15 protein-coding genes and 1 tRNA gene are annotated in these 15,104 nt (G+C 59.1%); 6 read left to right on the top strand and 10 right to left on the bottom strand.

The window, feature by feature from the left end; all coding sequences use genetic code 11:
• Positions 1 to 83 precede the first annotated feature (83 nt).
• Entirely contained in the window at positions 84 to 851 is a 768-nt protein-coding gene (locus tag KUL77_RS00080; RefSeq protein ID WP_297141915.1) for an N-acetylmuramoyl-L-alanine amidase, read from the top strand.
• A gap of 9 nt (positions 852 to 860) precedes the next feature.
• Here the strand turns inward: KUL77_RS00080 and KUL77_RS00075 are convergent, their stop codons facing one another.
• From KUL77_RS00075 to KUL77_RS00060, 4 genes are read right to left on the bottom strand one after another with little or no spacing between them, the layout of a single operon-like run.
• On the bottom strand, positions 861 to 2,771 hold the full coding sequence (locus KUL77_RS00075) for a GGDEF and EAL domain-containing protein (RefSeq protein ID WP_297141912.1): 1,911 nt from the start codon (positions 2,769 to 2,771) through the stop codon (positions 861 to 863).
• Positions 2,768 to 3,667 carry a hydroxymethylglutaryl-CoA lyase gene (locus KUL77_RS00070; RefSeq protein ID WP_297142204.1) on the bottom strand — a complete coding sequence of 300 codons (900 nt, stop codon included), beginning with the start codon at positions 3,665 to 3,667 and terminating at the stop codon, positions 2,768 to 2,770. The genes KUL77_RS00075 and KUL77_RS00070 overlap by 4 nt, the downstream gene beginning before the upstream one ends.
• 2 nt (positions 3,668 to 3,669) lie before the next feature.
• A complete protein-coding gene (locus tag KUL77_RS00065; RefSeq protein ID WP_297141909.1) occupies positions 3,670 to 5,664 on the bottom strand; it encodes an acetyl/propionyl/methylcrotonyl-CoA carboxylase subunit alpha in 1,995 nt (664 codons plus the stop codon).
• A complete protein-coding gene (locus KUL77_RS00060; RefSeq protein ID WP_297141907.1) occupies positions 5,664 to 6,449 on the bottom strand; it encodes an enoyl-CoA hydratase/isomerase family protein in 786 nt (261 codons plus the stop codon). The genes KUL77_RS00065 and KUL77_RS00060 overlap by 1 nt, the downstream gene beginning before the upstream one ends.
• 99 nt (positions 6,450 to 6,548) lie before the next feature.
• Here KUL77_RS00060 and KUL77_RS00055 point away from each other — a divergent pair, with 99 nt between their 5' ends.
• Genes KUL77_RS00055 through KUL77_RS00045 form a run of 3 tightly spaced genes read left to right on the top strand, consistent with a single transcriptional unit; the run spans position 6,549 to position 8,874 of the window.
• On the top strand, positions 6,549 to 6,794 hold the full coding sequence (locus KUL77_RS00055) for a FeoA domain-containing protein (RefSeq protein ID WP_297141904.1): 246 nt from the start codon (positions 6,549 to 6,551) through the stop codon (positions 6,792 to 6,794).
• Positions 6,791 to 8,644, top strand: coding sequence for a ferrous iron transport protein B (gene feoB / locus KUL77_RS00050; protein WP_297141902.1), 1,854 nt, complete (start codon positions 6,791 to 6,793; stop codon positions 8,642 to 8,644). Before KUL77_RS00055 ends, feoB begins: the two co-directional genes overlap by 4 nt.
• Positions 8,644 to 8,874, top strand: a complete 231-nt coding sequence (locus KUL77_RS00045) for a DUF6587 family protein (protein WP_297141897.1) — start codon at positions 8,644 to 8,646, stop codon at positions 8,872 to 8,874. The genes feoB and KUL77_RS00045 overlap by 1 nt, the downstream gene beginning before the upstream one ends.
• Positions 8,875 to 8,881: 7 nt before the next feature.
• On the opposite strand, the gene KUL77_RS00040 is transcribed toward KUL77_RS00045, so the two are convergent.
• From KUL77_RS00040 to KUL77_RS00015, 6 genes are all read right to left on the bottom strand, one after another.
• Complete coding sequence (locus KUL77_RS00040; RefSeq protein ID WP_297142201.1) at positions 8,882 to 9,781, bottom strand: DMT family transporter; 900 nt, start codon at positions 9,779 to 9,781, stop codon at positions 8,882 to 8,884.
• Between the two features lie 38 nt (positions 9,782 to 9,819).
• Entirely contained in the window at positions 9,820 to 10,863 is a 1,044-nt protein-coding gene (gene murB, locus KUL77_RS00035; protein ID WP_297141894.1) for a UDP-N-acetylmuramate dehydrogenase, read from the bottom strand.
• A gap of 2 nt (positions 10,864 to 10,865) precedes the next feature.
• Positions 10,866 to 11,927, bottom strand: coding sequence for a quinone-dependent dihydroorotate dehydrogenase (locus KUL77_RS00030; RefSeq protein WP_297141891.1), 1,062 nt, complete (start codon positions 11,925 to 11,927; stop codon positions 10,866 to 10,868).
• Positions 11,928 to 11,930: 3 nt separating this feature from the next.
• Positions 11,931 to 12,230, bottom strand: a complete 300-nt coding sequence (locus tag KUL77_RS00025; RefSeq protein ID WP_297141889.1) for a DUF4190 domain-containing protein — start codon at positions 12,228 to 12,230, stop codon at positions 11,931 to 11,933.
• Between the two features lie 9 nt (positions 12,231 to 12,239).
• On the bottom strand, positions 12,240 to 13,772 hold the full coding sequence (locus KUL77_RS00020; protein WP_297141886.1) for an aldehyde dehydrogenase family protein: 1,533 nt from the start codon (positions 13,770 to 13,772) through the stop codon (positions 12,240 to 12,242).
• A gap of 29 nt (positions 13,773 to 13,801) precedes the next feature.
• Positions 13,802 to 13,878: transfer RNA gene (locus KUL77_RS00015), tRNA-Arg, on the bottom strand.
• A 228-nt stretch (positions 13,879 to 14,106) separates the two neighbouring features.
• On the opposite strand from KUL77_RS00015, the gene KUL77_RS00010 reads away from it, so the two are divergent.
• Positions 14,107 to 14,442 (top strand): DUF4258 domain-containing protein, encoded by a 336-nt coding sequence (locus KUL77_RS00010; RefSeq protein WP_297141884.1) that lies wholly within the window; start codon positions 14,107 to 14,109, stop codon positions 14,440 to 14,442.
• Positions 14,439 to 14,888 (top strand): helix-turn-helix domain-containing protein, encoded by a 450-nt coding sequence (locus KUL77_RS00005; protein ID WP_297141881.1) that lies wholly within the window; start codon positions 14,439 to 14,441, stop codon positions 14,886 to 14,888. The genes KUL77_RS00010 and KUL77_RS00005 overlap by 4 nt, the downstream gene beginning before the upstream one ends.
• The last annotated feature ends 216 nt before the right edge of the window (positions 14,889 to 15,104 follow it).

Here is a 15,104-nt window from a genome sequence, read left to right as displayed (position 1 = left end):
AATTTCATAATTTATTGACGTGTATTGCTGCGCCGTGTTACACAGGTAAAGACGTTGCGTTTCGCTTACCGAGATAGTGCACTATGTTGAAGTTGAATCGTGTGGGGCTGCGTGCGGGCATTGCTGCTGCCGCTGTAGCGCTACTTTTGGCGGGCTGTGTGACCACCCAGCCGAAGAATCCATTGGCGCAGTGGGAAGCGTCGAAGAATTTTGACCTGCGCCGCCCGGTGCTGGTGGTGCTGCACTACACCCAGCAGCATTCGGTAGAGCAGAGTCTTGAAACACTGAAAACGGCCAATAGCAAAGGGCCGGTAAGCGCGCATTATTTGGTGGGAAAAGACGGCAAGCTGTATCAGCTGGTATCTGAAACGCGCCGTGCTTGGCACGCGGGGCCGGGACGCTGGGGCACGATTACCGACGTCAATTCCGCCTCGATTGGAATTGAAATTGATAATGACGGCAGTTCGCCGTTTACCGATGTGCAGATTGACAGCGTCATTCGCCTGTTGGGTGATATCACAAAGCGTCAGCATATTCCGCCAAGCCAAGTCATTGGACACTCAGACCTGGCCCCAACGCGCAAAGTGGATCCGGGTAAATTATTTCCGTGGCAGCGCCTTGCCGAAGCAGGTTATGGCCTGTGGATCAAAGGCGAATTGCGTGACCCGCCACCGGGCTTTGATCCGTGGCTGGCGCTTGCTTCAATTGGCTATTCCTTAGACGATCGCCCAGCGGCGGTGCGCGCCTTCCATCAGCATTTTCGCGGCAGCGACGCGACCGAGTTGGACGCAGAAGATATGCGCGTGCTCGACAATCTTTCCCAGCAGCAACTGGGTACTGCTTCGCCTTGAGCCTATGGGTTAGTGCAGCTGCGCGCTCAGGCGTTCAGTGAACTCGTGCGCAGGTAGCCCAGGCGCGTAGAGAAAACCTTGGCCAATGTTGACGCCAAGTTTGAGCATAAAGTTGCGCTGGAGTTCGTTCTCGATGCCTTCAGCCACCATATCTAGCCCAAGGCTTTGCGAAATACCCGTTACCGTTTGGCAAATAGCGACGTCAGAAATGGCATTGGGCACGCCTTTCATAAAGCTATGGCTGAGCTTGAGGCCATGAATGGGGAGGCGGCGCAGATAGTTGAGGGCGCTATAGCCTTCGCCAAAATCGTCGATCGATAGGCGCACGCCGAGGCGGCGCAGGCGGTCGAACACTTGCTCGGTATCGCTTGTGTCTTCGGCCAGCAGGCGTTCGGTGAGTTCAAGTTCCAGTGCGTGGCCGGGTAGGTCGGCTTCGGCCAATAAACGTTCAACCGTATCGGCAAGGTTTTCACCTAGGAATTGGCGATACGACACATTGACCGCAACCCGTTGGATGTAGAGATTTTGCTCGCGCCAGCGGCGCATCTGCGCGCAGGCTTCGCTCAGCACCCAATGGCCGATACGCACGATTTCGCCCGTGGTTTCGGCCAGTTCAATGAAACGATCGGGGCGCATTTCACCCAGTTCTGGGTTATGCCAACGGATCAGCGCTTCGGCGGAAATAATTTTTCCGCTGCGCAGATCCACCTGCGGCTGATACACCAAGCGGAATTCGTTGTTATCCAGTGCGCGGCGCAGACGCGTTTCGATGAGCAGCTGCTCTTGCTGGTGGCTGGCCATTTCTTGGGTGAAGGCTTGGAAGCCGTTGCGCGCGCGGCGCTTGCTGACATACATCGCAACGTCAGCATTTTGAATGAGCTCTTTGGGCGTGCGGCCGTCGGTAGGTGCGCGCGAAATGCCAATGCTGGTTGTGACATTGAATTCGTCGGTGCCCAGTTTGAACGGCGATAGAAACGCGCACTGGATTTGCCGCGCCAAGCGTTCGGGACGGGTGGGGTCATCACTGGTGCGGCAGGCGGCGAGAAACTCATCGCCACCGAAGCGCGCAATTGTGGCTTCCCCCTCCACTGCGCAGCGGATGCGATGCGCAGCTTCCATCAGAAGTTGATCGCCAGCGCTGTGGCCCAGCACATCGTTGACGATCTTGAAGCGATCGAGGTCGATATACAGCAGGGCGATATCGGCTTTGCCCGCCGCGTGCAGACGCGTGGCGATATGCCCAAGAATGGCGTCGCGATTGAGTAGGCCGGTAAGTGCGTCGGTTTGCGCCTGTTGGCGAAGCGCTTCTTCGGCGTGTTTGCGTGCGGTGATGTCTTGCAGCGTGCCGCTCAGTGAAGCATGGGTAGGGTCGTGCGGATCAGGCTCGCCAATCATGCTGATCCAAAAGGGGGTTCCGTTGGCACTTTCACCCTGTAGCTCTAAATCAAAGCCGGTGCCGTCGCGGATTTCTGCAAGGGTTTTTTGCAGGCGCTCACGGTGGCTTTTGCAGAGGCAAGACTGCAGCGCCGACATCGTGCCAAGCGCGTGGTTACGGCGCAAAATGCGGTGCGCTTCTTCGGTTAAAAAAAGGCTGTCGTCATTGCGGTTCCACTGCCAGCCACCAATTTGTGCGAGCTCTTGCACGCGGCGAAATAGCAATTTGTCGCGTTGCAGGTTGTGGATGGCGGTGGTCAGCGCTGGAATGGCGTCGGCGCTGGAGTTGAATTTGGTCGTTTTGGAGGCAGGGGCGGCATTGGGTTTAGCCAGTGCTTGCGCGGCTTGCAGCAATAGTTTGCGAACGGAATAGCTGTATTCGGAATGACGGGCGGCTTCGGTGAGGGCTTGCAGTAAAGACTCGGCATCGTCGCTGGGTTTTCCCTCGGTAGGGTGCTTGCGACCGAAAACCGGTTGACTGCTCATCGTGCCCCCAATGCCTTTCCAACTTTACTGCCGGTTTCGCGCCCCAGCAGACCAGCGAGCCAGCGCCCGGTATCGGCGAGGCGTTCAAGATCGATCCCGGTATGGATGCCGAGCCCGTGCAGCAGATACACCACATCTTCGCTGGCGACATTGCCACTTGCACCTTTTGCATACGGGCAGCCACCGGCACCAGAAACGGCGCTATCGACCACCGCAACGCCTTCTTCGATGCAGGCCAAGACGTTGGCAAGCGCCTGCCCATAGGTGTCGTGGAAGTGGATAGCAAGCGCGCTCATCGGTACTTCGGTGGCCACGGCTTTCAGCATGGCACGTGCTTTGAGCGGTGTGCCAACGCCAATCGTGTCGCCCAGCGAGACCTCATAACAGCCCATCGTATGTAGGGCTTTGGCCACGCGTACGACGTCGGTGATCGGTACATCGCCCTGATAAGGGCAGCCGAGTACGGTGGAGACATAGCCGCGCACCTTCACGCCGTCGGCTTGGGCGCGCGCGAGCACCGGCGCGAACCGCTGTAGGGATTCGTCGATCCCTGCATTGGTGTTCTTTTTGTTGAAGGCTTCCGAGGCGGCGGTAAATACCGCAACTTCGGTAGCCCCTGCCGCAAGCGCGCGTTCGTAGCCTTGTTCATTGGGAACCAGAACAGGGTAGGCGATGCCGGGCTGACGGATGATGCCCGCCAAAACCTCGGTGGCATCGGCCATTTGTGGCACCCATTTTGGGCTAACAAAGGCAGTGGCTTCGATACTGCGCAGGCCCGTATGTGAGAGGCGGTTGATCAGTTCGATTTTGGCTGCAGTGCCAATATCGACCTTCTCATTTTGTAGGCCGTCGCGCGGGCCAACTTCTACAATGCGAACGGCGGCAGGAAAGGCCATCGTCATTGCTCCAGCGTCACCAGCACGGTGTCGGCTTCAACGAACTCACCGGCCTGCGCGCGCACTTCTGCAATCACGCCGTCGCGTGGCGCTTTCAGCGCCAGTTCCATTTTCATTGCCTCAAGCACCAGCACTACATCCCCTGCACTGACGGTATTCCCCGCTGCAGCATGTACCAGCACCACGCGGCCAGGCATGGGCGCACGGATTTTGTTTTCTGCAGCAGCACTCTCCCCTGACAGCCGACGATACACCGATTCAAACTGTAAGCGAAGCCGTTTTTCGCCATCGTGCACAAAAAATTCGCTGTCGTGGGTATTGACGTGAAAACGGCGCATGCCACCATCGAGGCGCAGGCTGAGTGCGTCTTGTTCTAAGCGCGCGCCGCTAATGCCGTAGTCGTGGCCATCGAGGCTGATGAGATAGTCGCCTGCATAGCCGCGTGCCTGTAGTTCGATTTGCTGCTCACCGTGCAGGAAGGCCATGCGCCGCAGGCCGCCGTGGCCTAAACGCCAGCCATCGGCGCTGGCCCATGGGGATGTGGCATCGCTGCTGTGCTGCGCGGCGCTGCGCGCGTCGGCTTCTTGCTGCAGCAGTTGGCGCGTGGTGGCGGCCAGCAGCAGCGGTGTGTCCACTTGTGTGGGGGTTACGAATTCATCGAGGTGGCGATCGAGATAGCCGGTATCGATGGTGGCATTCACCACGGCCGGGTGACGCACAAGGCGTTCAAGGAAACCGATATTGGACTTCGGGCCACGCACGGCGCATTGCGCCAAGGCTTCGCGCATACGCGCCAGCGCACGCGGGCGGTCTTCATCCCAAACGATGAGTTTGGCGATCATCGGGTCATAGAAGATCGTGACGGTATCACCTTCCACCACACCCGAATCAATACGCACATGCTCCGATGCGGGCGGCAGTTGCAGGGTATGCAGGGTGCCGGAGCCGGGCAGGAAGCCCGCATCGGGGTCTTCGGCGTAGAGCCGCACTTCAATGGCGTGGCCGTGGTGCGCAATTTGGTCTTGCGCCAGCGGTAGCGACTCGCCGTTGGCGATACGGAGCTGCCATTCCACTAGGTCAAGCCCGGTGACTTCTTCGGTAACCGGGTGTTCTACCTGTAGGCGGGTATTGATTTCCATGAAATAGAAACCGCCATCTTGGCCAACGATGAATTCCACCGTGCCCGCGTTGGCGTAGTGAATAGCGTGCGCGGCCATCACTGCGGCGCTGCCCATGCGTTGCCGCAGTTCTGGGGTCACAAAGGGGGAAGGCGATTCTTCCAGCACTTTTTGGTAGCGGCGCTGCGATGAGCACTCGCGCTCGCCTAGGTAAATTGCGCCGCCGTGGCTGTCACCAAAAATTTGAATTTCGATATGGCGCGGGTGTTCGATATAGCGTTCCAGCAGCACGCGGTCGCGGCCAAAAGCGTTTTTTGCTTCGCGCTGACAGCTTTCTAAATTGGGTAAAAATTCATCGATGCTGCGTACGATGCGCATGCCTTTGCCGCCGCCACCGTAAGCGGCTTTGATCATCAGCGGATAGCCAATACGGTTGGCTTCATTCAATAGTAGGTCAGGGGATTGGTCTTCGCCGGTATAGCCCGGCACCACCGGCACGCCTGCGGCAGCCATCAATTCTTTGGCCCCCGCCTTGCTGCCCATCTTGCGCATGGACGCGCCGGATGGGCCGATAAAGGCGATACCCGCGGCGGCAACAGCGTCGGCGAAATCGGCGTTCTCTGAGAGGAAGCCATAGCCAGGGTGAATGGCTTGTGCGCCGGTTTGTTTGGCCACCGCAAGAATGGCGTCACCGCGCAGGTAGCTGTCTTGCGGGCGCGGCCCACCGATGCAGTGCGCTTCGTCGGCAAGGCGCACATGCTGGGCGTCGGCATCGGCTTCAGAAAATACGGCCACCGTGCGGATCCCTAGCTTGCGCGCAGTGCGGATCACGCGGCAGGCAATTTCACCACGGTTGGCAATCAGAATTGTGGAGAACATCAGGCATTGATCCAGTTGGGCTTGCGCTTGTCGAGAAAGGCAGACAACCCTTCTTGACCTTCTGGGGAAACACGCAGGCGGGCGATAAGGGCGGCGTTGTCGGCATCGTGCTGGGCCGCGTTGCTGTGGGCGCAGACATTGCGCACCAGTTGTTTGGCGCTGGCCGCAGCTACCGGGCCTGCTTTCAGAAGAAAGCCGATATGCCGCTGCACGGCTTCATCTAAAACGTCGGTGGCGACTACTTGATGCAGCAAGCCGATACGCAGCGCTTCGTGGGCATCAAAAATTTCGGCGGTGGCGAAATAGCGGCGCGCCTGACGCGGGCCGATCGCTTGGATGACATACGGAGAAATAACCGCAGGCAGCAGGCCGAGCTTGCTTTCGGTGAGACCAAATTTAGCTTCTGTAGTGCCGATGGCAATATCGCAGCAGGCCACCAGCCCCACACCGCCGCCGAAGGCGGCGCCTTGAACGCGCGCGATGGTGGGTTTTGGGAGTTCGTTGAGTGTGCGCATCAAGCGGGCGAGGGCGAGCGAGTCTTGGCGGTTGGCTTCCTCGCTGGCCTTGGCCATGCCGCGCATCCAGTTGAGGTCAGCACCGGCAGAAAACGAAGGGCCTTCGGCTTCAAGTACCAGCACGCGCACGCTGTCATCGTGAGCCATGCTGTCTAAGGCGGCGGTCAGTTCGGCGATGAGGTGATCATCAAACGCGTTGTGCACCTCTGGGCGCGCCATGCGCAGGCGAGCCACCGGGCCATTGTGATGCAGTTGCAAGGCTGAACTCATAGTTACCACGCATTTCGAAGAAATTCAGCCCTACATCATACCGGTAGGGGAAATGCTAGAATTGAGAACAATTCCCATTTGTTAAACGGTACTGTTTCGATGCGATTGACCGAACTGAAAAAACGCTGGCCAGCCGTTGTCGAAACTGTAGAAGAACAGACCCCAAACGACCCCATTGCTCAGCGCCTGCGCGATCTTGGGTTTGTGGCCGGCGAGGGGGTAGAAGTGTTGGCTTCAGGGCCTTTGGGGGCCGAGCCGCTGCTGGTGCAGGTGGGCTTTACCCGATTTGCGCTGCGGCGTAGCGAGGCCGCGCGGGTGCGGCTGCGTGCGGAGGCGGGCGTATGACGGCCGAAGCAATGGTGCTTCCGCGTATTGCGCTGGTCGGAAACCCCAATTGCGGTAAAACCGCGCTGTTCAATCTGCTTACCGGCAGCCGCCAAAAGGTGGCCAATTACGCGGGTGTCACCGTGGAGCGCAAAGAAGGCCGTTTGCGCGTGCCGTCGGGGCGCGAATTGGCGGTGCTGGACTTGCCCGGTGCCTATAGCCTCAATGCCGCAAGTTTGGACGAAGCAGTCACGCGCGATTTGATCCGTGGGTTCTACCCCGGCGAAGCGGCGCCCGACTTGCTGGTGTGCGTGGTGGATGCCACCAATTTGCGCTTGCACTTGCGCTTTGCGCTGGAGCTGCGCGCGCTGGGGCGGCCCATGCTTATTGCGCTGAATATGATGGACGCCGCGCGCCGTCGCGGTATTGCGATTGACGTGGCGGCGCTGCAGCGCGAGCTGGGCGTGCCGGTGGTGGAAACAGTGGCGGTGCAGCGCGATGGTGCGAAGGCATTGCTGCATCATTTAGAGCAAGACGCCGTGCAACCTACGCTGCAAACGCCGCTTGAAGGTGAGGCGCTGCACGCTGAAGTGCGCCGTCTGTTGTCGGTGGCGGTGACGATGCCGCGCCGCACGGCCGAAGTGGACGACGCGCTTGACCGTTGGCTGCTGCACCCGGTGTTTGGGCTGGTGGTGCTGACGGTGGTGATGTTCCTGATCTTCCAGGCGGTGTACGCTTGGGCAACACCGATGATGGACGGGATCGAAGCGGCCACCGCGTGGCTGGGTGAAACCGTGGGCGCGTGGGTGCCGGACGGCCCGCTGCGTAGCCTGTTGGTGGACGGCATCATCGCGGGGTTGGGCGGCGTGGTTGTCTTTCTGCCACAAATTTTGGTGCTGTTCGCCTTTATTCTGGCGCTGGAAGAGTCGGGCTATCTACCGCGCGCGGCATTTTTGCTTGACCGTACCATGGCGGTGGCGGGGTTATCTGGGCGTAGCTTCATTCCGTTGCTGTCGAGCTTTGCTTGCGCGGTGCCGGGCATCATGTCCACACGTTCGATCCAAGACCCGCGCGACCGCTTAGCCACCATCTTGGTGGCGCCGCTGATGACCTGCTCGGCGCGCCTGCCGGTGTATGCGCTGTTGATCGGCGCATTTGTGCCGCAGAAAGATATTGGCTGGTTTAACCAGCAAGGCTTGGTGTTGTTTGGGCTATATGTCGCAGGGATCGTAAGCGCGCTGGCGGTGGCGTGGACGATGAAGCTATGGCGGCGCGATAAGAGCGAGCACCCGCTGCTGATGGAATTGCCGTCGTACCGCATTCCGCATCTGCGTGACGTAGGTATTGGCCTGTGGGAACGCGCAATGATTTTCTTAAAGCGCGTGGGCGGCATTATTTTGTCGCTCACTATTCTGCTGTGGTTCCTGCTTAGCTTTCCCGGTGCGCCGGAAGGGGCTACCGCACCGGCGATTGACTACAGCTTTGCCGGGCAAATTGGCCAATGGATGACGGCGATCTTTGCTCCGATTGGGTTTAATTGGCAGATCTGCATCGCACTGATCCCCGGCATGGCGGCGCGTGAAGTCGTGGTGTCGTCGCTGGCCACGGTGTACGCACTTTCTGCGGTGGGTGATGAAGCGGCCGCGCAGGCACTTTCGCCCATTATTCAATCGCAGTGGACGCTGGCTACCGCGTTGTCGCTGCTGGTGTGGTTTATCTACGCGCCGCAGTGCGTGTCCACGCTGGCCACTATTCGCCGCGAAACTCGCTCGTGGAATCAAACTCTGTTTGCCGCAGGCTATCTGTTCGCACTGGCGTATTTGGCTTCGCTGCTGACCTATCAAGTGGCTGTTGCGCTTGGAGCGGGCTAATGAACACGGGCCTGATCGCGCAGTATTGCGTCGTAGCACTGGCGGTCTTGGTGAGCGCCGCTGTGGTGATGCACAAACAGTTCCCCAATGCCACGCGCAAGCTGCGTGTGGCCCTAGCCCTGCCGCTGTTGGCGGAAGGGCGGCCCGCGTGGATGCGTCAACTGGCGCGGCGTATCGCGCCACCGGGCAGCGGTGGTAAAGACTGCGGCGGCTGTAACGGTTGCGGTTAAGCGCGGCTTATTCGCCGGGTGGGTTTGCTTCGCTCACGGCTTGTGAGGCTGCACGGCGGGCAAGCACCGCTTCGCGATGGGCGATGTAGAAGGTCGATGTCAAAATAATACCCGCGCCCACAAGGGTGGCGGTGCCTACGCGCTCATCAAATAATAGCCAACCGGCGAAGGTGACTAACGGCAGCTGGGTAAAGCTAATGGGCGTGAGTGCGGATACATCGCCTAATTTAAGCGCGCGCGTCCACAGCAGCTGCCCCACTGTGCCCATCAGGCCAATCGCCAGCAACCACACCCACGTGATGCCACTAGGGGCCTTCCAGTCCAGCAGGGCGGGCAGTAGCGACATCGGCACCCACAGTGCATAGGTCCAAAACACGATGGTGTCGGCGTGGTCAATTCTCGACAGCTGCTTGATTTGAATCGCCACCAGTGCGCTGAGCATGGCGGCGGCCACCGCCACAAGTGAGCCGAGGCTAAACGCATGCGACCACGGTTGGACGATGACGAGCACGCCGATAAAACCGCAGACCACCGCGCTCCAGCGGCGCGCACGCACGCGCTCGCCCAGCATAAAAATGGCGGCGATGGTGACGAAGATTGGTGATGAGTATGTAAGCGAAATCGCCTGCGCCAAGGGTAGGTTGGCGATGGCCCAGAACCCGCAGAACATGCTGACGATGCCAATCGCGGTGCGGATGAAATAGCGTGGTAGCTGTTGGGTGCGCACGCTTTGTGCGAACGCATGCAGCGGGCGTGACTGTTTGAACGCTGGCCATGCCAGCACTGGCAGCAAGCTAAGAAAACCAAATAGGTTACGGAAAAAGGCGACTTCCCAAGTGGGCAGCGAATGCGAAGCAAGGCGAATAAAGATGGCCATCAGGCCAAACCCTACGGTGCTCCCTAGCATCAGTAGGGCGGCGCGTGCGTGGGTATTGCGCGGTGCGTTCACCAGCGCGCACCTACCACGCGTGGCTCAGGCTCAATCACTACACCAAAGCGCGCCTGCACCGACTCCGCAATACGCCGCGCCAAAGCGAGCAGTTGCTGTCCGCTGGCGTTGCCGTGGTTGACCAGCACCAACGCGTGCTCGGCGGATACGCCCGCGTCACCGTCGCGGTGGCCTTTCCAACCGCAGGCGTCGATTAGCCAAGCGGCCGAAAGTTTGCGTAGCCCTGTATCTTGGGTACGAAATACCGGCAATGCTGGGTGCTCTTGCAACAGTGCTTCGGCCTGCGCGGCTGGGAGAATCGGGTTTTTGAAGAAACTACCTGCATTGCCGATGACCGCCGGGTCGGGCAGCTTGTGGCGACGGATGTGCATCACCGCTTCGGCTACCTGCGAGGCGCGCGGCGCTTCGGTGATGCCCATGGCGCTTAATTCACTCGCGATACCTGCATATTCAAGACGCGGAACAAAAGAGCGCGATAGGCGAAACTCCACCGCCGTAACCAGATAGCGATCAAGGCTATGTTTGAACAGCGAGTCGCGGTAGGCAAACGCGCATTGGCTGGCGTTTAGCCGAACAAAACCGCGTGTTTCGCGATCAAAAGCTTCCACGAGATGCACGCGTTCGCACACCTCCACGCCGTAAGCACCAATATTTTGAATGGGCGCTGCGCCCACCGTGCCGGGGATCAGGGCGAGGTTTTCGAGCCCCGATAGGCCGTGGCCTAGTGTCCACAGCACAAAGTCGTGCCAAAGTACGCCCGCATCGGCACGGATCAGTGCGGTATCGCCATCGTCGTCTAATAACGTAATGGCGCGTGTATTTAGTGCAATGACGGCCCCCGGCGCATCGCCAGCAAAGAGCAAATTGCTACCGCCGCCTAGCATCAACAGGCCAGCGTCTTGCAGCATGGCGTAGCCAAACAGCTCGGGCAGGGCGTCATTGCGGTGTACTTCCACCAGCATCGGCGCGCGCGCAGGCACACCAAATGTATTGCGCGCGTCGAGGCGCGCGTTTTCAATCAGGCGGTAAGGATCGGCCATACTCAGACGTGATCGGGGGGGAGATTGCCGCGGCTTGGGGCTTCTTTGCGGCGGCGTAAGGCTTCCACGCATTCGCCAATCAGCGCAGGGCCGCGATAGATCAGCCCGGTATAGGTTTGCACTAAAACCGCACCTGCGGTCTGCTTGGTGGCCGCATCGGCCCCTTGCATGATGCCGCCCACACCGATCAGCGGGATATTGTCCGGCAGGCGCGTGCGCAGCATGCGCAGCACGGTGGTGGATTGTGCCATCACTGGTGCGCCGGAAAGCCCGCCGGTTTCCTGCGCCAGCGGCGAGGATTCAACGCCATCGCGGGCAATGGTGGTATTGGTGGCGATCACGCCGTCGACGTGCAGATCGCCCAGTACGCGTGCGGCCGCGTCAATATCGCTTTCAGAAAGATCTGGAGCGACTTTCACCAGCAGTGGCACGCGGCGGGCATGAATGCCAGCGAGCTTTTCCTGCTCATCGCGTAGGGTGCTGACCAGCTTGCGCAGCGCTTGTTCTTCCTGCAGCTCACGCAGACCCGCAGTATTGGGCGAAGAAATGTTGACCGTGATGTAGTCGGCCAGCGGGTACACCTTGCGCAGGCACAGCAGATAGTCGTACTCGGCGCGCTCGTTTGGTGTGTCTTTGTTTTTGCCGATATTGATGCCCAGCAGCCCACCCTTGCGCTGCGAACGTTCGACGTTGCGCACCAGCGTATCCACGCCGAGGTTATTAAACCCCATGCGGTTGATGATGGCCTCGTGCTCCGGCAGGCGGAACAGGCGCGGCTTGGGGTTGCCACCCTGCGGCAGCGGCGTCACGGTACCTACTTCCACAAAGCCAAAGCCAAGCGCGAGCAAGGAATCGATATGCGCGCCGTTTTTATCTAGCCCTGCGGCTAAACCCACCGGATTTGGGAAGGTGAGACCGAACGCTTTTGTAGGCAGCGGCTTTGGCGGCGTGGCTAAAAGTGAGCCAAGACCGCAGCGGTGGGCCGCTTCAAGACCAGCCAACCCAAGGCCGTGCGCGCGCTCAGCATTGAACGCAAATAGAAAGGGGCGAGACAGTGCGTACAAACGTTAATGCCCCGCAGCAACAAAGGCCAGCAGTGCCGCCAGCCCGCCGAAAAATAGAATGGTCGCAAGGATACCCAAAATGCCGAGGCCGATGATGAGATAGCCCATCACCAGCCCCGCCACGGCGAGCCCATCCCCTTCCAGTTGCCCCGCCGATTGGCGGATTTCCTTGCGCGCCATGTGGCCGGTAATTACCGCCACTACGCTGCCGATAAATGGCAGCAAGTTCCAGCCCAAAATGCCGAAGACGAGGCTAACAACAGCCAGTGTGCTGGTTTGGCGAACAGGAAGGGGTGTGCTCATGCAACGTCCTTAGAGATCAAATTTGATGCCCTGGGCCAGAGGCAGTGCATCCGAGTAGTTGATTGTATTGGTTTGGCGACGCATATACGCACGCCATGCGTCGGAACCGGATTCGCGGCCACCGCCGGTTTCCTTCTCGCCGCCGAACGCACCGCCGATTTCTGCTCCGCTGGTGCCAATATTGACATTAGCGATGCCGCAATCGCTACCCGCTGCCGACAGATATTTTTCAGCACGCTTGAGGTTGGTGGTGAAAATGGCAGAAGACAAGCCCTGCGGCACGGCATTTTGCATGTCGATGGCGTCGTCCAGATCGCGGTACTTCATGACGTACAGGATCGGTGCGAAGGTTTCGTGCTGGACGATATCGGCGTCGTTGGTAAGCCCGGTAATGATCGTGGGCAGGACGAAATTACCCGGGCGGTCGATTGCAGCGCCTCCGGTTTCCACCTTGCCTCCAGCGGCCTTGGCTTTTTCAATTGCAGCTAAGAAGGCGTTCACACCGTCTTTGCTGTTCAGCGGGCCCATCAGGTTGGAAGGGTCGGTGGGGTCGCCAATTTTGCCTTCCACCTGCTTATATGCCGCAATCAATTTCGCCAGCACTTCGTCGTACATGGATTCGTGCACGATCAGGCGGCGGGTGGTGGTGCAGCGCTGGCCCGCCGTGCCCACGGCACCGAAGGCAATTGCTGGGATGGCCAACTTCAGATCAGCAGTTTCATCCACGATAATGGCGTTATTGCCGCCTAGCTCCAGCAGGCTGCGGCCCATACGGCGTGCCACGCGCTCGCCGATGGTGCGGCCCACTTGGGTGCTGCCGGTGAAGCTGATCAAGGCCACGCGCTTGTCGTCCACAAACTCTTGCGCCAGCTCGGTGCCTGCGTCGTTGAACAGGAAGAAAATATCGGGGAAGCCGCCCTTACGCAGCGCTTCATTGCAGATTTTCATCGAAGCGATGGCCGACAGGGGCACCTTCGGCGAGGGCTTCCACAGGGTGATGTCACCGCAGATGGCGGCGATAAAGCTGTTCCACGCCCACACTGCAACCGGGAAGTTGAACGCGGAAATGACGCCCACCAAGCCGATGGGGTGCCACTGCTCGTACATGCGGTGGCCGGGGCGTTCGCTGTGCATGGTCAGGCCGTACAGTTGGCGCGACAGGCCTACGGCGAAGTCGCCGATGTCGATCATTTCCTGCACTTCGCCGTCACCTTCCGGCTTGGATTTGCCCATTTCCAGCGCCACCAGCGAGCCCAGCGCGTCTTTATGCGCGCGTAGTGCTTCGGTGCACAGGCGCACGGCCTCGCCGCGACGCGGGGCCGGGGTGGTGCGCCACACTTTGAATGCGGCTTGGGCGCGCTCGATGATCAGCGCGTAGTCGGCCTGCGAAGAGGCATGCACGCGGCCCAGCACTTCACCCGTGGTGGGGTTGATGGGCTCGATAATGCCGGCGTCGGTGGTCTTCGACCATTCGCCGTTACCAAGATAGGTGCCAGATTCAGTGGCGCTCAGACCAAGTGCAGTGAGTACGGGGTGGGACATGGCGAAACCTCCGAAGTGCAGAAAAATACTGGCGACCCCGGCCCGATTCGAACGGGCGACCTTCCCCTTAGGAGGGGGACGCTCTATCCAGCTGAGCTACGGGGTCATGACCGATTATTATTGCAGCTATGCGTAGGTTTGAACAATTTGCCGGTGATAAAGTCAAAACGTCGGATGTGTCTTCGCAAAGTGCCGTAGAAAATCACCAATTTCGTAAGGTGTTTTCCAATATTGCCGCATCATTGGGCAGTGCTTCTGCGTGATCCGCGTTGTCATATGGCAACTCTATTGCCTATAATTTTTATAGGTTATATGCTGCGCGCAATGGAGCTGTATGAGTGTGCATATGGTTGCGAAGAAGGTTGTGCAGTTTCGCATGACGAATGCTTCGGCAAAGCGGGTGCTTGCGCAAATTGCAGAGGATAGTGGGAAGGTTGTTTTCACCAGCCACGCCATACAACGGATGAAGCAACGCCACATCACGCGCACACAGGTGTTGAACTGCTTGCGGCGTGGTCTCATCACTGAAGCACCGCTACGAGACGTACACGGAAATTGGACGCTACGCATTGAGCGCTATGCATGTGGAGAAAACATAGGATGCGCGGTTGCCATTGAAGACGGGCTAGAGAGAAGCATCGTAATTACAGCATTTTGGGTGACACCATGAACAAGATGTACCACTACACCGATTGCGGCTTGCGCAACGTGTGGCTGTCCAATGGGTTTGCCATACACGATACCCCTTACGGGAAAGGGGTTACGATTCACGATGTGGAAGGTCTGCACCGCGTGCTTGCGCGTGCGCTCGTGCATAAACCGGGGAAGCTGTCGGGTACGGAAATTCGTTTTTTGCGTAAGGAAATGGAGCTTTCGCAAGCCTCCCTTGCTGCGAGCCTTGGTGTGAATGCGCAGACGGTGGCGCTATGGGAGAAAGGGCGCGGGCGCATTCAAGGCCCAGCTGACAAGATGCTGCGGGTGTTGGTGTCTGGGCATTTCACCAACCATGTGCGCGTGCGGCGTTTGATTGACCAGCTAAACGAGCTGGATCAACTTGTGCATGAAGACAAGATGATCTTTCGCGAAACAGGCAAGAAGTGGCAAATAGCGGCGTAACAAATAAGCACGGCGCCGCGGGCTTGTATCGGATATTAAGTTACTACGCATCGCTCCATATTTTTACAGACTGCCTCAATTATTCACCAATTTCGTAAGGTGTTTTCCAATATCGCCGCATCATTGGGTAGCGCTTCTGCGTGACTTGCGCGGGTGAGCATGGCGGCTAGTGCGGGTGGGGGGGGGGCTCTTGCCCCAGCAGTGGTTCGACGACTT

It is taken from the genome of Thermomonas sp., assembly GCF_019104945.1.
Lineage (GTDB): Bacteria > Pseudomonadota > Gammaproteobacteria > Xanthomonadales > Xanthomonadaceae > Thermomonas.
This window is presented reverse-complemented; position numbering and strand designations above follow the sequence as displayed.